The organism is Nocardioides dilutus, from assembly GCF_054779555.1.
Map to the genome: position 1 here is coordinate 791,665 of NZ_BAAGYA010000001.1, position 15,537 is coordinate 807,201.

17 protein-coding genes are annotated in these 15,537 nt (G+C 72.4%); 7 read left to right on the plus strand and 10 right to left on the minus strand.

All coding sequences use genetic code 11. The annotated features are described in order from the left end of the window. Positions 1-4: 4 nt before the first annotated feature. Together ACYVC6_RS03900 and pcaDC are read left to right on the plus strand one after the other, a co-directional pair. Positions 5-1,222, plus strand: a complete 1,218-nt coding sequence (locus ACYVC6_RS03900; RefSeq protein WP_460711158.1) for a lyase family protein — start codon at positions 5-7, stop codon at positions 1,220-1,222. Further along, entirely contained in the window at positions 1,219-2,409 is a 1,191-nt protein-coding gene (gene pcaDC, locus ACYVC6_RS03905) for a bifunctional 3-oxoadipate enol-lactonase/4-carboxymuconolactone decarboxylase PcaDC (protein WP_460711160.1), read from the plus strand. Before ACYVC6_RS03900 ends, pcaDC begins: the two co-directional genes overlap by 4 nt. A gap of 25 nt (positions 2,410-2,434) precedes the next feature. Here the strand turns inward: pcaDC and ACYVC6_RS03910 are convergent, their stop codons facing one another. The 6 genes from ACYVC6_RS03910 to ACYVC6_RS03935 are packed head-to-tail and all read right to left on the minus strand — an operon-like array spanning position 2,435 to position 7,448. Further along, the gene (locus tag ACYVC6_RS03910) at positions 2,435-2,845 is read right to left on the minus strand and encodes a response regulator transcription factor (RefSeq protein ID WP_460711163.1); all 411 of its coding nucleotides are present in this window, start codon (positions 2,843-2,845) and stop codon (positions 2,435-2,437) included. Between the two features lie 21 nt (positions 2,846-2,866). Beyond that, positions 2,867-3,259 (minus strand): hypothetical protein, encoded by a 393-nt coding sequence (locus tag ACYVC6_RS03915; RefSeq protein WP_460711165.1) that lies wholly within the window; start codon positions 3,257-3,259, stop codon positions 2,867-2,869. Positions 3,260-3,302: 43 nt separating this feature from the next. After that, the gene (locus ACYVC6_RS03920; protein ID WP_460711167.1) at positions 3,303-3,827 is read right to left on the minus strand and encodes a hypothetical protein; all 525 of its coding nucleotides are present in this window, start codon (positions 3,825-3,827) and stop codon (positions 3,303-3,305) included. Positions 3,828-3,835: 8 nt separating this feature from the next. Beyond that, a complete protein-coding gene (locus ACYVC6_RS03925) occupies positions 3,836-5,146 on the minus strand; it encodes an ABC transporter permease (RefSeq protein ID WP_460711169.1) in 1,311 nt (436 codons plus the stop codon). Continuing rightward, positions 5,143-5,898: an ABC transporter ATP-binding protein gene (locus ACYVC6_RS03930; RefSeq protein WP_460711171.1), complete on the minus strand. Its 756-nt coding sequence runs from the start codon at positions 5,896-5,898 to the stop codon at positions 5,143-5,145. Before ACYVC6_RS03930 ends, ACYVC6_RS03925 begins: the two co-directional genes overlap by 4 nt. After that, entirely contained in the window at positions 5,895-7,448 is a 1,554-nt protein-coding gene (locus ACYVC6_RS03935) for an efflux RND transporter periplasmic adaptor subunit (protein WP_460711173.1), read from the minus strand. Before ACYVC6_RS03935 ends, ACYVC6_RS03930 begins: the two co-directional genes overlap by 4 nt. Before the next feature lie 138 nt (positions 7,449-7,586). Here ACYVC6_RS03935 and ACYVC6_RS03940 point away from each other — a divergent pair, with 138 nt between their 5' ends. Further along, positions 7,587-8,309 carry a response regulator transcription factor gene (locus ACYVC6_RS03940; protein ID WP_460711175.1) on the plus strand — a complete coding sequence of 241 codons (723 nt, stop codon included), beginning with the start codon at positions 7,587-7,589 and terminating at the stop codon, positions 8,307-8,309. Beyond that, positions 8,309-9,733 carry a sensor histidine kinase gene (locus tag ACYVC6_RS03945; RefSeq protein ID WP_460711177.1) on the plus strand — a complete coding sequence of 475 codons (1,425 nt, stop codon included), beginning with the start codon at positions 8,309-8,311 and terminating at the stop codon, positions 9,731-9,733. The genes ACYVC6_RS03940 and ACYVC6_RS03945 overlap by 1 nt, the downstream gene beginning before the upstream one ends. Here ACYVC6_RS03945 and ACYVC6_RS03950 read toward each other — a convergent pair. Then, positions 9,730-10,611, minus strand: coding sequence for a LysR family transcriptional regulator (locus ACYVC6_RS03950; protein WP_460711179.1), 882 nt, complete (start codon positions 10,609-10,611; stop codon positions 9,730-9,732). The two genes, ACYVC6_RS03945 and ACYVC6_RS03950, sit on opposite strands and share 4 nt — an antisense overlap. 70 nt (positions 10,612-10,681) lie before the next feature. Here ACYVC6_RS03950 and ACYVC6_RS03955 point away from each other — a divergent pair, with 70 nt between their 5' ends. Genes ACYVC6_RS03955 through ACYVC6_RS03965 form a run of 3 tightly spaced genes read left to right on the plus strand, consistent with a single transcriptional unit; the run spans position 10,682 to position 13,184 of the window. Continuing rightward, the gene (locus ACYVC6_RS03955) at positions 10,682-11,884 is read left to right on the plus strand and encodes a thiolase family protein (RefSeq protein ID WP_460711181.1); all 1,203 of its coding nucleotides are present in this window, start codon (positions 10,682-10,684) and stop codon (positions 11,882-11,884) included. After that, complete coding sequence (locus tag ACYVC6_RS03960) at positions 11,881-12,543, plus strand: 3-oxoacid CoA-transferase subunit A (RefSeq protein ID WP_460711183.1); 663 nt, start codon at positions 11,881-11,883, stop codon at positions 12,541-12,543. The genes ACYVC6_RS03955 and ACYVC6_RS03960 overlap by 4 nt, the downstream gene beginning before the upstream one ends. Further along, the gene (locus ACYVC6_RS03965; protein ID WP_460711185.1) at positions 12,540-13,184 is read left to right on the plus strand and encodes a 3-oxoacid CoA-transferase subunit B; all 645 of its coding nucleotides are present in this window, start codon (positions 12,540-12,542) and stop codon (positions 13,182-13,184) included. Before ACYVC6_RS03960 ends, ACYVC6_RS03965 begins: the two co-directional genes overlap by 4 nt. Positions 13,185-13,190: 6 nt before the next feature. Here ACYVC6_RS03965 and ACYVC6_RS03970 read toward each other — a convergent pair whose 3' ends face one another. From ACYVC6_RS03970 to ACYVC6_RS03980, 3 genes are read right to left on the minus strand one after another with little or no spacing between them, the layout of a single operon-like run. Continuing rightward, entirely contained in the window at positions 13,191-14,426 is a 1,236-nt protein-coding gene (locus tag ACYVC6_RS03970) for a hypothetical protein (RefSeq protein WP_460711187.1), read from the minus strand. A 49-nt stretch (positions 14,427-14,475) separates the two neighbouring features. Then, positions 14,476-14,922 (minus strand): nucleoside deaminase, encoded by a 447-nt coding sequence (locus ACYVC6_RS03975; protein WP_460711189.1) that lies wholly within the window; start codon positions 14,920-14,922, stop codon positions 14,476-14,478. A gap of 39 nt (positions 14,923-14,961) precedes the next feature. Then, entirely contained in the window at positions 14,962-15,477 is a 516-nt protein-coding gene (locus tag ACYVC6_RS03980) for a tRNA adenosine deaminase-associated protein (RefSeq protein WP_460711191.1), read from the minus strand. Positions 15,478-15,537 lie beyond the last annotated feature (60 nt).

Sequence of the window (15,537 nt, forward strand, 5' to 3'; positions counted from 1 at the left end):
CGCTGTGGGCTACTCCTTCTGGCCGGGCGACCATCGCGCCGACGAGCACTTCAGCGACCAGACCTTCCGGGAGGCGATGCTCGCGGTGGAGATGGTCTGGCTCGACGTGCTCGTCGAGGCAGGCATCGCTCCCGGGGATGCGCGCGCCGATCTCTCGGGCCTGATCGAGGACTACCACGAGGAGTGGCTGACCGAGGAGACCGAGGCGGGTGGCAACCCGGCGGGGGCGCTGGTCGGACTGCTGCGCAGCACGTTGGAGGACGAGCGGCCCACGGCAGCGGCCTGGCTGCACCGGGGCCTGACCAGCCAGGACGTCGTCGACACCGCACTCATGCTGATGGCGCAGGACGCGGTCGCCCAGCTCAAGGTCGACATCCGCGGACAGGCGGAGCGGCTCGCGGTCCTGGCCACCACCCACCGGGGCACGCCCATGGTGGCCCGCACGCTCACCCAGCACGCCGTGCCGACGACCTTCGGGCTCAAGGCCGCGCAGTGGCTGGCCGGCGTCCTCGACGCCTACGACGACCTCGAGCGCCTGGTGTTCCCCGTGCAGATCGGCGGGGCGGCCGGCACGCACGCCGCGGTCGTGGAGCTCGGCGGCAGTCCCCAGGACCTCGTCCTGCAGGTCGCCCAGCGGCTCGACCTCGCCCCGTCCGCGCCGTGGCACACCAGGCGCACCCCCGTCACCCGACTCGGTGATGCGCTGGTCCGCTGCACGGACGCGTGGGGCCGGATCGCCGAGGACGTGCTGACCCTGAGCCGTCCCGAGATCGCCGAGCTCAGCGAGGGGACCGGCGGCGGCTCGTCGACGATGCCGCAGAAGCACAACCCGGTTCTGTCGGTCCTGGTCCGCAGGGCCGCGATGACCACGCCGATGCTGGGCGCGACCCTCCATCTGGCCGCCGCCCAGCACAACGACGAGCGCGCCGACGGCGCGTGGCACGCCGAGTGGGCGACGCTGCGCGAGCTCGTGCGCCGCACCCTGGTCGCGGGCTCCCACGCCTTCGACCTGGTCGCCGACCTCGAGGTCGACCAGGGCCGGATGGCCACGACCCTGCACGCGGCCCGCGAGTCGGTCGGTGCCGAGCAGTGGTCGATGGCCGAGCTCGCGGGCAAGGTGCCGTCGTTCGCCTACCTCGGCATCGCGACCGAGCTCGTCGACTCGGTCCTCGAGCGGGCCAAGGTCACGCTCACCGAGACCCCCGTGGAGACCATCCCGTGACCCCTGCCATCACCGCGGTCCGGATGACCGGCGCGGCGCACCGGGCCGAGCTGCCGCTGCTGGTGCTCGGGCCGTCGCTGGGCACCTCGGCGACGACGCTGTGGACCGAGGCCGCCGCGGGCCTCACCGACCACTTCGACGTGCTCGCCTGGGACCTTCCCGGGCACGGCCACAACCGGTCGGTGCCCGACGAGCCGATCACCATGGCCGACCTCGCCGCCGGCGTGCTGACCGTGGTCGACGAGGTGCAGGCCCAGCGCGGCGGGCCCGACCACCGGCCCGGCGCCCCGTTCGCCTACGCCGGTGTCTCGGTCGGTGGCTGCGTGGGCCTCCAGCTGCTGCTCGACGCCCCGCAGCGGGTGGGGTCGGCCGTGCTGCTCTGCACGGGCGCCAGGATCGGCGACGAGTCGGTGTGGGCCGACCGGATCGGCCAGGTCCAGGCCTCCGGCACTTCGGCCCTGGTCGGCTCGGCCGCGGGCCGGTGGTTCGCGCCGGGCTTCGCCGACCGAGACCCGGGGACGGTGTCGGGCCTGCTGCACGCGCTCCAGGACGCCGACGACCTGGGCTACGTCCGGGTCTGCGAGGCGCTGGCCGGCTTCGACGTGCGGGACCGGCTCGGCGAGATCGACGTCCCGCTCCTGGCCGTGGCCGGCGCCGACGACCCGGTCACGACCGTGGCGCACCTCGAGGCCATCGCCACCGGCGTACGCCGCGGCGCGCTGGTCGAGCTGGCTGACACCTCGCACTTGGCGCCCGCGGAGCGGCCCGAGGACGTCGCAGCGCTGATTCGGCGGCACGTCCTCGGGTCGGACGACCCGGACGCCGCCGAGGAGATCTCACCAGGGATGAAGGTCCGGCGGGAGGTGCTCGGCGACGAGCACGTGGACCGGGCCATCGCCGGCACCACCGAGTTCACCCGCGATTTCCAGGAGCTCATCACCGACTACGCCTGGGGCGGCATCTGGACGCGGCCGGGCCTGGACCGGCGCAGCCGCTCGATCATCACGCTCACCGCCCTCATCGCCCGGGGCCACCACGAGGAGCTCGCCATGCACCTGCGGGCGGCGGTGCGCAACGGGCTCACCCACGACGAGATCAAGGAGATCCTGCTGCAGACCGCGGTCTACTGCGGGGTCCCGGACGCCAACACGGCGTTCCGGATCGCCCAGCAGGTCTTCGAGGACTAGAGACCGGCGACGGCGCGTCGGACCCTCATCGGGGCCGCCCGGCCAGCGACTCCACGGTCTCCTGGAGGGTCTGCAGCGACCAGGGCTTGACCAGGTAGGCGTCCGCCCCGGCGTCGAGGGCCGCGCGCCGGTCCTCGTCGGAGTCCATGGCGGTGCTGAGCACCATCGGCAGCCTCGGGCTGGTCACCCGGAGACGACGCATGACCTCCAGCCCGCCGTAGCCGGGGAGCATGCCGTCCAGGACCACCGCGTCCGGATGGAACGCCACCCCTTGGGCCACGCCCTCGGGGCCCGAGTGCGCGACGGCGACGTCCCAGCCGCTCGACCGGAACCAGAAGGCGATGAGCTCGGCGATGCTCCGGTCGTCCTCGACCACCAGCAGCCTGGGCGGGGAGCCGACCTCCCCCCACGCGATGCCGCGACGAGCGGCGGTCATGACCCTGCCCTCCCCAGCCTGCTAGGACTGACCTGCGCCGGGAGCCTGGGGGAGGTCGATCCCACACGCCTCGAGGGCCGCTTGCACCTCCGGGTCCTGGAGGGCCCCCAGACCGCCGCCGGGTCCGCCGGACGGGAAGCCCTCCGGCGGGGTGCCGTCGGTGGGGAAGTCGGTGGGCATGTCGGTGGGCAGGTCGGTCGGCAGTGCGTCGTCCAGCCCGGCCGCGGCCAGGCATTCCTGGATCGCCTCGAGGTCCACGTTGCCGAGGCCGGGGGCGCCGCTCGGAGCCCCGCTCGGCCGGTCGGTCTGGGTCGTGCCGGTGTCGTCGGCGGCATCGGGCTCGTCGGAGCCACAGCCGACGAGGGCGAGGACGCCGAGCGCGGTGGCGACGGCGATGGGCTGCAGCATGGTCATGTCGTTCCTCTCGGTGGTGCTGGTGGGTGGGGCGTCGTGGTGGTCAGCGCAAGGTCACGTCCTCGGCCGTCAGCTGGCCGTCGCTCCTCGTGCCGGAGATGTCGACGCGGTCGCCCACGGCGACCTGGTCGCGGGTGAGGGGGGTCTCGCGCACCACGTCGGAGTCGTCGGTGACCAGCACCTCGTGACGCTCTCCGCCGAGGTCCTCGACGATCCACACCTCGCCGTCGATGCCCACGACGGTGCCGACGACGGCGCCCGCGTCGTCCGCCGCGCCCTCCGCTGTGGCGTCCGCTGGACCGTCCGCGCTCGTGGGTACGCCGCCCCCGCCGGGCAGCTGGCCACCGGCTCCGGGGAAGCCCTCGGGCAGCCCCTCGGGCAGCCCTGCAGGTCCGGCCGCGGCCGCAGACGAGTCGGTGCCGAAGTGCTTCTGCACCAGGGTCCCGCCGAGGAAGCAGACCGAGGCGGCGAGCAGGCCGGCGAGGACCGTTCGCAGTCGCGAGCGCCGTCGTGGGGCGGCCAGCCACTCCTCCTCGAGGATGGACTCGTCGCTGGGGTTGCGGGTCATGTGGGTCCTCACTCGTAACGCAGGGCTTCGATTGGGCGCAGCGAGGCGGCCCGGTTGGCGGGGTAGAGGCCGAAGAAGAGGCCGATGAGGATGGCGACTCCGAAGGCGAGGACGACCGAGTAGGGAGCGACCACGGGGTCGACGCCGAGGATCGTGAACTGCGACCCGACCAGGCCGGCGGCGACGCCGACGAGACCGCCGAACAACGAGAGCAGGACGGCCTCGGCGAGGAACTGGCCGATGATGTCGCCCTTGCTCGCTCCGATGGCCTTGCGGATGCCGATCTCGCGGGTGCGCTCGGTGACGGTGACGAGCATGATGTTCATGACGCCGATGCCGCCGACGAGCAGGGAGATCGCCGCCACCGCACCGAGGAGCACCGTGAACGTCTCGTTGGACGACGTCGCCGCCTCGAGGATCGACGACGCGCTGCTGACGCTGTAGTCGCGGCTGGACGACGTGACGTCGTGGCGGGCGTCGAGGACGGCCTCCACCTCGGCCTGGGCGTCCTCGACCGCGTCGGCGGAGCTGGCCTTGACCGAGATCGAGTCGAGGGGGCCGTACCCCGACAGCGTGTCGCGCACGGACGTGGCCGGGGCGATGACCCGGTCGTCCTGGTCCTGCGGACCTGTGCTGCCCTTCTCGGCGAGCACGCCGACGACCTCGAACTGGAACCCGTTGAACGAGACGAGCTTTCCGATCGCCTCGCTGACGTCGTCACCGACGAGCTCCTCGGCCACCGTGCGGCCCAGCAGGGCGACCCGCCGGTGTGAGGTGTAGTCGTCGTCGGTGAAGGTGTGGCCGTACTGCACCTCGGAGTTGTCGATCAGCAGATAGCTCGCGGTGGTTCCGGTGAACGTGCTGACGTCGTGAGAGGCGCCCTCGTACGTCGCGGTGACCGACTGTGCGCTGACCACTGGTGCCACGCCGAGCACATGGGTGGTGTCCTCACTGGTGGCGATCGCCTCGGCGTCCTCCATCGTGATCTCGGCTGCCCGGGTGGACGTGGCGGTCTCGCTGGTCGTGGTCTCGGCTCCGCCGAGACCCGGGAACCCACCACCGCCCGGCGGCCCGGCGAAGCCGCCACCGGGACCGCCACCCGGACCGCCGCCACCGCCGGCGCTGGCCGTGACCGTCAGCGTGTTGCTGCCGAGCGAGCTGATGGACTCCTGCACGGCTCGGCTCGAGCCAGTCCCGACCGCGACCAGGACGATCACTGCCGCGACCCCGATGAGGATGCCCAGCGTGGTCAGCGCCGAGCGGGTCTTGTTGGCGGTGACGCCCTGCCAGGCGAAGCGTGCGCTCTCCTGGACGTTCATGCGACCGGCACCTCGGCCGGTCTCCACCGCGGGGGTGGCTCGTGCACCTCGGCCTGGCGCACGTCGGCGACGATCCGCCCGTCCGACATCTGGATCACCCGCTTGGCATGCGCGGCGACCTCGTCCTCGTGGGTGATGACGACCACGGTGCGGCCTCCGACGGCGAGCTCGTCGAAGAGACCCAGGACGTCGGCGGTGCTGTGGCTGTCGAGCGCGCCCGTCGGCTCGTCGGCGAGCAGCAGCACGGGCTCGGTGACGATCGCCCGCGCGACCGCGACCCGCTGCTGCTGGCCCCCGGACAGCTCCGCGGGCACGTGGTGGGCGCGGTCGGACAGCCCCACCCGGGCGAGCGCAGCCGCGGCGCGTCGGGCCCGCTCGGCCGCACGGACACCGGCGTAGGCGAGCGGGAGCTCGACGTTGCGCTGGGCCGAGGTGCGGGCGACCAGGTTGAAGCTCTGGAAGACAAAGCCGATCTTGCGGTTGCGGACCAGCGACAGCCGAGACTCGTCGAGTCGGCGGACGTCGATGCCGTCGAGCAGGTAGCGGCCCGAGGTGCCCACGTCGAGGCAGCCGATGATGTTCATCAGCGTCGACTTGCCGGAGCCCGACGGTCCCATGACCGCGACGTAGTCGCCGTGCTCGATCTGCAGGTCCACGCCGTCCAGAGCGCGTACCTCGACATCGCCGTGGCCGTAGATCTTGTGCAGGCCGCTCAGTTCCACGGTGTGCCGGCGACGGCGGGCCTCGGTCATCCGAGCCCCCCGAGCCCGCCGCCGCCGGGGAAGGTGAAGCCACCTGAGGAGTCGGCCTGCTGGGGCAGGACGACCACGTCACCTTCGGCGAGACCGTCCAGGATCTCCGTGAAGCCGTCCCCCTCCAGTCCGGTCACCACGGTCACCGTGCTGGTGGTGCCGTCGTCGTGCTGCACGGTGGCCGTGGTGCGCCCGCCGATCGTCGTCAGTGCGCTGCTCGACACCCGCAGGACCCCCTGCGTCGAGCCGGTGGTCACGACCACTTGCGTGCTCTGCCCGAGCTTGACGCCCTTGGCGTTCTCGAGCGTGACCGTCACCCCGTACTCGACGACGTTGTTGGTCACCGTCTCGACCGCGTCCACCGCGGTCACCGACCCCTGCAACGTCTCGCCGCTCGCGGACAGGGTGATCGTCGCCGGCTGGCCGACCGCGACGTCGGCGATGTCGGCCTCGGCGACGTCCGCCGTGACCTGGAGGAGCTTGACGTTGGTCAGGGTCACGAAACCCGTGCTGGACGTCGTGGACGACGAGTCGGTCGTGGTGGACGTGCTCGAGCCGGTCGACGTCGAGGGCTGGCCGACGGAGCCGTTGACCTGGGCGACCGTCCCGGCGACCGGGGCCCGGAGCGTGGTCTGCTCGAGGGTGGTCAGCGCCTGGTCGACGCCGACCCGCGCGTTCTCGATCTGCGCCTGGGCCGCGGCGACGGTGCCGGACCGGGGCGCCTGCTGGTTGACCGCCACGCCGGCCTTGGTGGAGGCCAGACTGGCCTGCGCCGAGGACAGCTGCTGCTGTTGCGACGAGACCTGCTGGCGCGCCTGCAGCAGGCTCGAGGCCCGGGTGTCCCGGGTCTGGACCAAGGAGGTGCGGGCCGCGGAGACGGTGGCCCGGGCCTCGGTCACGGCCTGCTGGGTCTCGGCCGTCGGGTTGGCCTGGTGGGCCGCACTGGCTTGTGCGAGGGCTTCCTCGGCCCGCTGGAGGGAGGTGCGCGCCCGGCGCAGCGCGGCGTTCTGCTGCTGACGCGTGAGCGACAGACTCTGCTGGGCAGCCCGGAGATTCTCTCGCGCCGTGCGCACCTGCAGCTCCGCCTGACGCACCGTCTGGGCGTCGCGCGCCCGCTCCTGCGAGGTCTGGCCCTCGACGGTCGTGGCGTACGACGCCTCCGCGGAGGACAGCTGGGCCCGCGCGATCCGCAGCGACTGCCTGGCCGAGGTCTGGTCGACGCGGGCGATGACCTGCCCCCTGCGGACCTTCTGTCCCGCCTTGACGTAGATCGCCTGGACGACGCCGCCGTTGCCCTCGAAGTCCACGTTGACCGTGCGTCCCGAGGCGACGTTGCCGTTCGCCGACACGGTCGCCGTCACGTCGCCCGTGTCGACGGTGGCCGTCTGGGTGTCCCCGGCGCCACCCTCGTCGTCGGAGCCGCGCACCGTCCACACGGTCAGCGCCGCGACGATCAGCACCGCGAGCAGGATCACCGCGTTGACGACGAGGCCCGAGCGGCCGCGCCACCGAGAACCGGGGAGGACAGGAGCGGGGTTGTCGGCACTCACGGAGCCGAGGCTGGCCGGGCAACCTACGACCGCGCTGGGACGGCTCTGCCAGTTCCCTGGCAGTCCACGGTTCGCTCACAGGGAACTGCCAGGGTTCTCCGAGGACGTTCGCAGGTTGGCCCCGCAGGGTCGACGACCATGGGGACGATCGCGCCTGACCCCGCGGCGGCCGACGTGCAGATCCTGGTGGTGGAGGACGAGGCGCCGATCCTCGACATGCTCTCCATGAGCCTCGGCTTCGTCGGCTACCGCGTCCTGCGGGCGAGCCAGGGGTCAGAGGCCCTGGAGCTGGCGCGCAGGCACCGCGTCGACCTCGCCCTGCTCGACGTGATGCTCCCCGACACCGACGGCTTCGACCTGCTGCGCCGCCTCCGCTCGGTCAACCCGGACATGGCCGCCGTGTTCGTGACCGCTCGGGACGCCCTGGAGGACCGGATCGCCGGGCTGACCCTCGGTGGCGACGACTACGTCACCAAGCCCTTCTCCCTCGAGGAGGTCGTGACCAGGGTCGGCGTCGTGCTCCGCCGGACACACCCGTCGACCGAGGAACGCCCGGCCAACCGGCTCACCTACGCCGACCTCGTCCTGGACGAGGACGAGCACCAGGTCTGGCGGGCCGGCGAGCTCGTGGACCTCTCGCCCACCGAGTTCTCCCTGCTCCGCTTCCTGATGCGCAACGCGGGCCGCGTGATGACCAAGGCGCAGATCCTCGACCACGTCTGGCACTACGACTTCAACGGCAACGCCGGCGTCGTCGAGTCCTACATCAGCTATCTGCGCCGGAAGGTCGACGCCGCCCACCCGCCACTGATCCACACCGTGCGCGGGGTCGGCTACGTGCTGCGGACCAGGCCGGGATGATGTCGCGACCTTCGACGGGGATCTCGATCCGCGCCCGCCTCGTGCTCGGCATGGTCCTGCTCGTCTCCATCGGCCTCGCCGTCGCCAACGTGACCGGCATCCTGCTGCTGCGCTCCTACCTCGTCGACCGGGTCGACGGCCAGGTCGCCTCCATCTCAGCGGGCGACCCCGCATCGGCGGAAGGTCCCCCGACCTCCGGACCGCCGCCCGACGAGCTCTGCGAGAACCCACGCGACCCTCGCGGACTGCGCAGCGACTTCGTCCTCCTGGTCCTCGACGCCCAGGGCGACGTGGCGTGCTCGCTGGGGCCTGACCTGGGGGACGCCGCGCCGGACCTGGCCTCGCTGCCGACGACGACGACGGACGTCCTCACCGTGCCGTCGCTCGACCACGAGGACAGGTGGCGCCTGCGCGTGATCAGCGAGGAGACCAGCGGCCAGCGTCTCGTGCTGGCGGTCTCGCTCGCGGACGCGGACGCCACGGTCAGCAGACTGACCCGGATCGCCGCCCTGATCAGCGTCCTGGTGCTGGCGCTCACCGGCGTCGCCGCCTGGCTGATCGCCGGCCTCGGGCTCCGACCGCTCACCCGGATCGAGGACACCGCCGAGCGGATCGCTGAGGGAGACCTGTCCGAGCGAGTGCCGTCGTTCCGCGAGAAGACCGAGGTGGGACGGCTGGCCGGTGCCTTGAACGGCATGCTCGGCCAGATCGAGCGGGCCTTCGGCGCCCGGACCGAGTCCGAGAACACCCTGCGCCGGTTCATCTCCGACGCCAGCCACGAGCTGCGTACGCCGCTCGCGACCATCCGTGGGCACGCCGAGCTGTGGCGCAACGGCTTCATGCGCGAAGGACGCGACCTCGACACCCTGGTGGGTCGGATCGAGTCGGAGTCGACGCGGATGGGGGTGCTGGTCGACGACATGTTGCTGCTCGCGCGCCTCGACCAGGCCAGGCCGCTCGAACGACGACCCGTCGACCTGCTGAGCGTGGCGACGGACGCCGTCATCGACGCCGAGGCCCGCCAGCCGGAGCGCGACATCACGCTCAGGCACAGCCCCGCCGACCAGCCGCCGGTCGTGATGGGCGACGAGGCTCGGCTGCGCCAGGTCGTCACCAACCTGCTCGAGAACGCACTCGACCACACGCCTGTGTCGTCGCCCGTCGTGGTGTCGGTGCACGTGCGTCACGACGTGGTCGAGCTCGCCGTGGCGGACGCGGGCCCCGGCATGCCGGCCGAGGTGGTGCCGCGGGTGTTCGATCGCTTCTACCGGGCCGACCCGGGTCGGGACCGGAGCCAGGGCGGCACCGGCCTCGGCCTGGCCATCGTCAAGTCCCTGGTCCACGCGCACGACGGGTCGGTGACCTGTCGGAGCACGGCCGACGGCACCACCTTCCGGGTGTGCCTGCCGAGACACAGGTCCTAGTGGATCGAACGACCGATGAGGTCGGCGACCCGACCGGTCGAGGGCCGCGCGTCGTCCTCGCGGACGGCCACGCAGAGGTCGATCGACGGCGCCTCGCGCAGTGACACATAGCTCACGCCGTCGAGCCTCAGGGTGCGCACGGGCTGCGGGACCACGGCGACGCCGAGCCCGGCCGCGACCGACACGACCAGCGTGGACGTCTCCGTCACCTCGACGATGCCCGGCGGTGTGAACCCTTCCCGGGAGCAGGCGGCCAGCACGGCCTCGGTGAGACTCGACGCGAGTGCCAGTGGGTGCATCACGAAGGTCTCCCCGGCGAGGTCACGCAGCGCGATGCGCTGCCGATCGGCGAGCCGGTGGTGGGCGGGCAGGACGGCCACCAGCCGCTCCCGGCGCAGGAGGCTGGTGAGGATCCCCCGCCCCGGCCCGACGGGTCTGGTGACCGCGACGTCGTAGGTCCGGTCGAGCAGGCCGTCGACCAGATCGGGGGCCAACAGCTCGCCGTGCACGTGCAGGTCGAGATCGGGGAGTTCCGCCCTGGCCAGCCTGGCGACCCGGGGGAGGAGATCGTAGGTCGCGGTGCCGACGAAGCCGACCGACGACACGCCCATCCGACCCTGGGCCACGAGCCGCAGGTCCTCCTGGGTCCGACGCACGTCGTCCAGCAGCTGGCGTGCGCGGCCCAGCAGGAGCTCGCCGGCCTCGGTGAGCTCGAAGCTCCGGGTCGAGCGCAGCACCAACGCGGTCCCGGCCTCGCGCTCGAGCACCTGGAGCTGACGGGAGAGGGCGGGCTGGGCGATCCTCAGCTGCTGCGCCGCACGGCCGAAGTGGCGTTGCTCGGCGAGGACCACGAACGAGCGGAGCCGTTCGAGATCCATGCATCCAGGCTATCAATCGATCAACATTCAGCCTTGGAATACATCGACGTCCTCGGCCTACCCTGCCAGGGTGACCGACGCCTTCCTCTATGCCGCCACTCGTACGCCGTTCGGCAGGTTCGGCGGGGCGCTCGCCGACATACGTCCCGACGACCTCGCTGCGACCGCGGTGACAGCCGTCCTGGCCAAGGCGCCGGCGCTCGACCCCGAGTCGATCGGCGACGTGGTGTGGGGCTGTGCCAACCAGGCCGGCGAGGACAACCGCAACGTGGGCCGGATGGCCGTGCTGATGGCCGGCCTGCCGGTCTCCGTTCCCGCGGTGACGGTCAACCGGCTGTGCGGCTCCTCCCTCGACGCGGCGATGCAGGCCTCGCGCACCGTCGAGTCCGGGGACGCGGAGGTCGTCCTGGCCGGGGGCGTCGAGTCCATGACCCGGGCGCCGTGGGTGCTGCCCAAGCCGTCGCGGGCCTTCCCCGCCGGCAACGTCACCGCCGTGTCGACCACCCTGGGGTGGCGGCTGGTCAATCACCGGATGCCGGCCGAGTGGACGGTCTCCCTCGGTGAGGCCAACGAGCTGCTCGCCGACCGGTTCGGGATCTCCCGTGAACGGCAGGACGAGTTCGCGGTCCGCTCGCACGTCCTGGCCCACGCGGCGTGGGAGGCCGGCTTCTACGACGAGCTGGTCGCGCCTCTCGACGAGCTCGCCCGCGACGAGGGGATCCGGGCGGACTCCACGGTCGAGAAGCTGGCCGGCCTGAAGCCGTCGTTCCGTCCGGACGGCACCATCACGGCCGGCAACGCCTCGCCGCTCAACGACGGCGCCTCGGCCCTGCTGATCGGCTCGGAGGCCGCCGGCTCGGCGCGGCTCGGAGGCCTCGAGCCGATGGCCAGGATCGCCGGGCGGGGCACCCACGCGCTGGCGCCGCAGGACTTCGGCTTCGCGCCGGTCGAGGCGGCGCACAAGGCGCTCGCCCGGGCTGGCATCAGCTGGGCCGAGGTCGGTGCCGTCGAGCTCAACGAGGCCTTCGCCGCCCAGTCACTCGCCTGCGTCGAGGCCTGGCTGAAGGAAGGGATGATCGACCCCGAGATCGTCAACGCCAAGGGCGGCGCGATCGCGATCGGACACCCGCTCGGCGCCTCCGGCGGACGCATCCTGGCCACGCTCGCCCACCGGCTGCGCGAGTCCGGCGACCGCTGGGGGGTCGCCGCGATCTGCATCGGGGTCGGCCAGGCGCTGGCTGTCGTCCTGGACAACCCGGCGAGCACGGCATGAGCGGCACCACGTTCTTCGAGGACGCCGACGCAGCGGTCGCCGACGTCGCCGACGGCTCGACCGTGCTGATCGGCGGCTTCGGGATGGCGGGGATGCCGGTCGAGCTGATCGACGCGTTGATCCGCCGGGGGGCGTCGGACCTGACCGTCGTCAGCAACAACGCCGGCAACGGCGACACCGGCTTGGCGGCCCTGCTCGCCGAGGGCCGGGTGCGCAAGATGATCTGCTCGTTCCCCCGCCAGCACGACTCGTGGGTCTTCGACGGTCTCTACCGCGAGGGGAAGGTCGAGCTGGAGCTCGTGCCGCAGGGCAACCTGGCCGAGCGGATGCGGGCGGCGGGCGCCGGCATCGGCGCGTTCTTCTGCCCCACCGGGGTGGGCACGCCGCTGGCCGAGGGCAAGGAGACCCGGGTGATCGACGGCCGCACCTACGTGCTGGAGTATCCGATCCATGGTGACGTCGCGCTGGTCGGTGCCCATCGGGCCGACGTTGTCGGCAACCTGGTCTATCGCAAGACCGCCCGCAACTTCGGTCCTGTCATGGCCACCGCCGCGACCACCGTGATCGCTCAGGTCGCCGAGGTCGTCGAGGCCGGCGGGATCGACCCGGAGGCCGTGGTCACCCCCGGCATCTTCGTGGACCGGGTGGTGACCGTATGAGCACGCCGCTGAGCAAGCCGCTGGGCAAGCAGGAGATGGCCGCGCTGGTCGCCGCCGACATCGCGCCGGGGTCCTACGTCAACCTCGGGATCGGCCTACCCACCCTGGTGGCCGACCACCTGGCGCCGGAGTCGGGAGTGGTGCTGCACACCGAGAACGGGATGCTGCACATGGGCCCGGGCGCGGTCCCGGGCGAGGAGGACTGGGACCTGACCAACGCCGGCAAGCAGCCCGTGACCGAGCTTCCCGGGGCCTCCTACTTCCACCATGCCGACTCCTTCGCAATGATGCGCGGCGGCCACCTCGACGTGTGCGTGCTCGGCGCCTTCCAGGTCTCGGCCGGCGGCGACCTGGCCAACTGGCACACCGGGGCACCCGATGCCATCCCCGCCGTCGGCGGTGCGATGGACCTGGCCATCGGGGCCCGGAGCGTGCTCGTGATGATGACGCTGTTCGCCAAGGACGGCAGCCCCAAGCTGGTGCCCGAGTGCACCTACCCGCTGACCGGTCTCGGCTGCGTCGACCGCGTCTACACCGACGTCGCGTCCTTCGACATCACCGCCGACGGGGTCAGCATCAGGGAGACCTACGGGATCTCCGAGGCTGAGCTGACCGAACGCGTCCAGGTGCTCCGGGGCTGAACTCGATCAGGCGTCCGGTGACGGCTGTCCGGTCGCGGTGGGCGAACCGGTCGCAACCTCGGGGGACACCCCCTCCGAGGGGGTGTCTGCCGGGACCGGCTCCTGCGCGGGCGTCTCCGACGGCGACGGCGGCGGCGGCAGCGTGGGTGTGGGTGTGGGTGTCGGTGTCGGTGTCGGTGTCGGTGCGGGTGTCGGGGTGGGGTCCGGCGTGGGTTCTGGTGCGGGTGTCGGGTCCGGCGTGGGCTCGGACACCGTGACCGAGAACGTCGGGGACACGGTGCCCTCGGCCAGCGGGCGGTCGACGAACCTCCAGCGGTAGTCCGCGGTCTGCGTGGGGGACAGCCGGGCGACGACCTCGGCGTCGTCGGCGGCGACCACGCGTACGGCCTCCCACGGTCCGCTCTCGCCCACGCGTCGCTCGAGGATCACCGTCGCCGCCGGGATCGGGGTGCCGGTCGACGAGCGCAGGACGCCGCGCAGGATCACGTCGCGGCCGGCGGTGACGTGGGTCGTCGACCCCGACATCGACAGGGAGGTCGCAAGGCCTTCGATGTCGTAGGTCGTCACGTGACCGGGGGACCCGATGCGCATCGCGTCCATCGAGAACGGCGCGCCGTCGCACCCGAAGGTGATCGCGTAGAGGCCCGGGCCGTCACCGCCGTGCGCCGCAGCCATTTCGGCGAGCGTCTGGGCCGCGGCGGTCGGCTGCACTGCCACCGGAGTGCGGGTCGACATGTCGTACTTGGTCCAGGTGTAGGCCAGCGGTGCCGCGTCGACGGTGTGCCAGACGCCGGCGGGGGCAGCGACCGGCGCGATGCCGAACCAGATCAGGTGCGTCCCGGCGTCCGCGGGTTCCTGGTAGCCGGCGACGGCCAGACCCTGGGCACCCTCCTCGGCGAAGACGCTGAGCGATGCCGTGGTGGTGGCGACCATCGAGGACACGACGTGCTGGGAGCCGATCGCGGTGCCGCCGGTCAGGTCGTAGCCGAGGCTGCGCTGGCCGGCCGGCGCCTGACCCGGTCCCCGGCCGATGTAGGGCTGGGGCGCCTGCTGACCCCACCCCTCGTCGGGGGCGAGCAGGTCGGTGCAGCCCACATAGGCCAGCTGGGTCGACGCATCGGGGAAGGCGGTGCCGCGGACCACGACGGTGTCGTCGGCGTAGGACGGCGCGGACAGCCCCACCGTCACCGCCGCAGCGAAGCCGGCCGCGACCAGCGCGCGCGACAGCGGAAACCCTCCCATGGGCGCATTCTTACCCCGATCCGCCAAGGACGGGTATGGCCTAGGTGCCCTATTCCGCTGCTGTCTCCCGCTGTGCTGCGAAGAAGTCACCCAGAAGGGTGGACGCCTCGTGGGCCAGGATGCCGCTCACCACCTCGGGCCGGTGGTTGAGCCGGCGGTCCCGGACCACGTCCCAGAGACTGCCGACCGCGCCCGCCTTCGGGTCGAACGACGCGAAGACGACCCGGTCCACCCGGCTGAGGACCGCGGCCCCGGCGCACATCGTGCAGGGTTCCAGCGTCACGACGAGCGTGCAGCCCTCGAGCCGCCAGCCCTCGCGATGGGTGGCCGCCTCGCGGAGGGCGACGATCTCGGCGTGGCCCGTCGGGTCCGCCGTGGCCTCGCGGACGTTGCGGCCGCGGCCGATCACCTGCCCGTCGGGGTCGGTCACGACCGCACCGACCGGCACGTCGCCGGTGGCCAGCGCGGCGCGCGCCTCGTCCAGCGCGGCACGCATGGGTGCCAACCAGGGGTCGACCTGCACGGCCCGCCCGCCTCAGGCCGAGGCGAAGCCGACGATGTCGTCGAACTGCTCGCCGAAGCCGAGCCGGCCGGCGACCTCGGAGAGGATCTCGTCGGGGTAGAGGTCGGGGTCGTCCAGCAGCACCCCGAGATCCATCGCCGGCATGCCGAGGTCGCTGAGCAGGTCGAGGTGGCCGGCAGGGACCGGCTCGACGTCGTCGTCGTCGCCCAGGCCGTCGGGCGCCGGCAGTCCGAGGTGCTCGATCGCGGAGCCGGCCAGCTCCCACTCGTCGGCGGCCGTGATGTCCGACAGCAGCACCCGGGTGTCGGCGCCCTCGACGCGGACCAGGACGAAGAAGTCCTCGTCGATGGCGACCATGGCCAGCGCGCCGGCGTCACCGGGGAAGCGCCGCAGAGCGGAGGCGAGGGTCGCGATGTCACCGAGGTGGTCGTGGGTCAGGTCCTCGACGCGCCACTCGCCGTCGGCGCGGAAAGCGGCGACGGCGAAGTCCACGCCGTCGTCTGCTCCGGGGCCGGGCACGGTGGTCACCCCTCAACAGTGTCAGACACCTGCCCACGCGGCCAGAGGTATAGCGCCCACTAGGGTTTC

Coding starts and splice junctions, on each gene's coding strand:
- ACYVC6_RS03930 (WP_460711171.1), bottom strand. CDS start 5,898: ATGACCGAGGCCCGCCGTCGCCGGCACACCGTGGAACTGAGCGGCCTG.
- ACYVC6_RS03965 (WP_460711185.1), top strand. CDS start 12,540: ATGAGCACGCCGCTGAGCAAGCCGCTGGGCAAGCAGGAGATGGCCGCG.
- ACYVC6_RS03945 (WP_460711177.1), top strand. CDS start 8,309: ATGTCGCGACCTTCGACGGGGATCTCGATCCGCGCCCGCCTCGTGCTC.
- ACYVC6_RS03975 (WP_460711189.1), bottom strand. CDS start 14,922: ATGCGTGCCGCGCTGGACGAGGCGCGCGCCGCGCTGGCCACCGGCGAC.
- ACYVC6_RS03960 (WP_460711183.1), top strand. CDS start 11,881: ATGAGCGGCACCACGTTCTTCGAGGACGCCGACGCAGCGGTCGCCGAC.
- ACYVC6_RS03940 (WP_460711175.1), top strand. CDS start 7,587: ATGGGGACGATCGCGCCTGACCCCGCGGCGGCCGACGTGCAGATCCTG.
- ACYVC6_RS03910 (WP_460711163.1), bottom strand. CDS start 2,845: ATGACCGCCGCTCGTCGCGGCATCGCGTGGGGGGAGGTCGGCTCCCCG.
- ACYVC6_RS03915 (WP_460711165.1), bottom strand. CDS start 3,259: ATGACCATGCTGCAGCCCATCGCCGTCGCCACCGCGCTCGGCGTCCTC.
- ACYVC6_RS03970 (WP_460711187.1), bottom strand. CDS start 14,426: ATGGGAGGGTTTCCGCTGTCGCGCGCGCTGGTCGCGGCCGGCTTCGCT.
- ACYVC6_RS03950 (WP_460711179.1), bottom strand. CDS start 10,611: ATGGATCTCGAACGGCTCCGCTCGTTCGTGGTCCTCGCCGAGCAACGC.
- ACYVC6_RS03925 (WP_460711169.1), bottom strand. CDS start 5,146: ATGAACGTCCAGGAGAGCGCACGCTTCGCCTGGCAGGGCGTCACCGCC.
- ACYVC6_RS03920 (WP_460711167.1), bottom strand. CDS start 3,827: ATGACCCGCAACCCCAGCGACGAGTCCATCCTCGAGGAGGAGTGGCTG.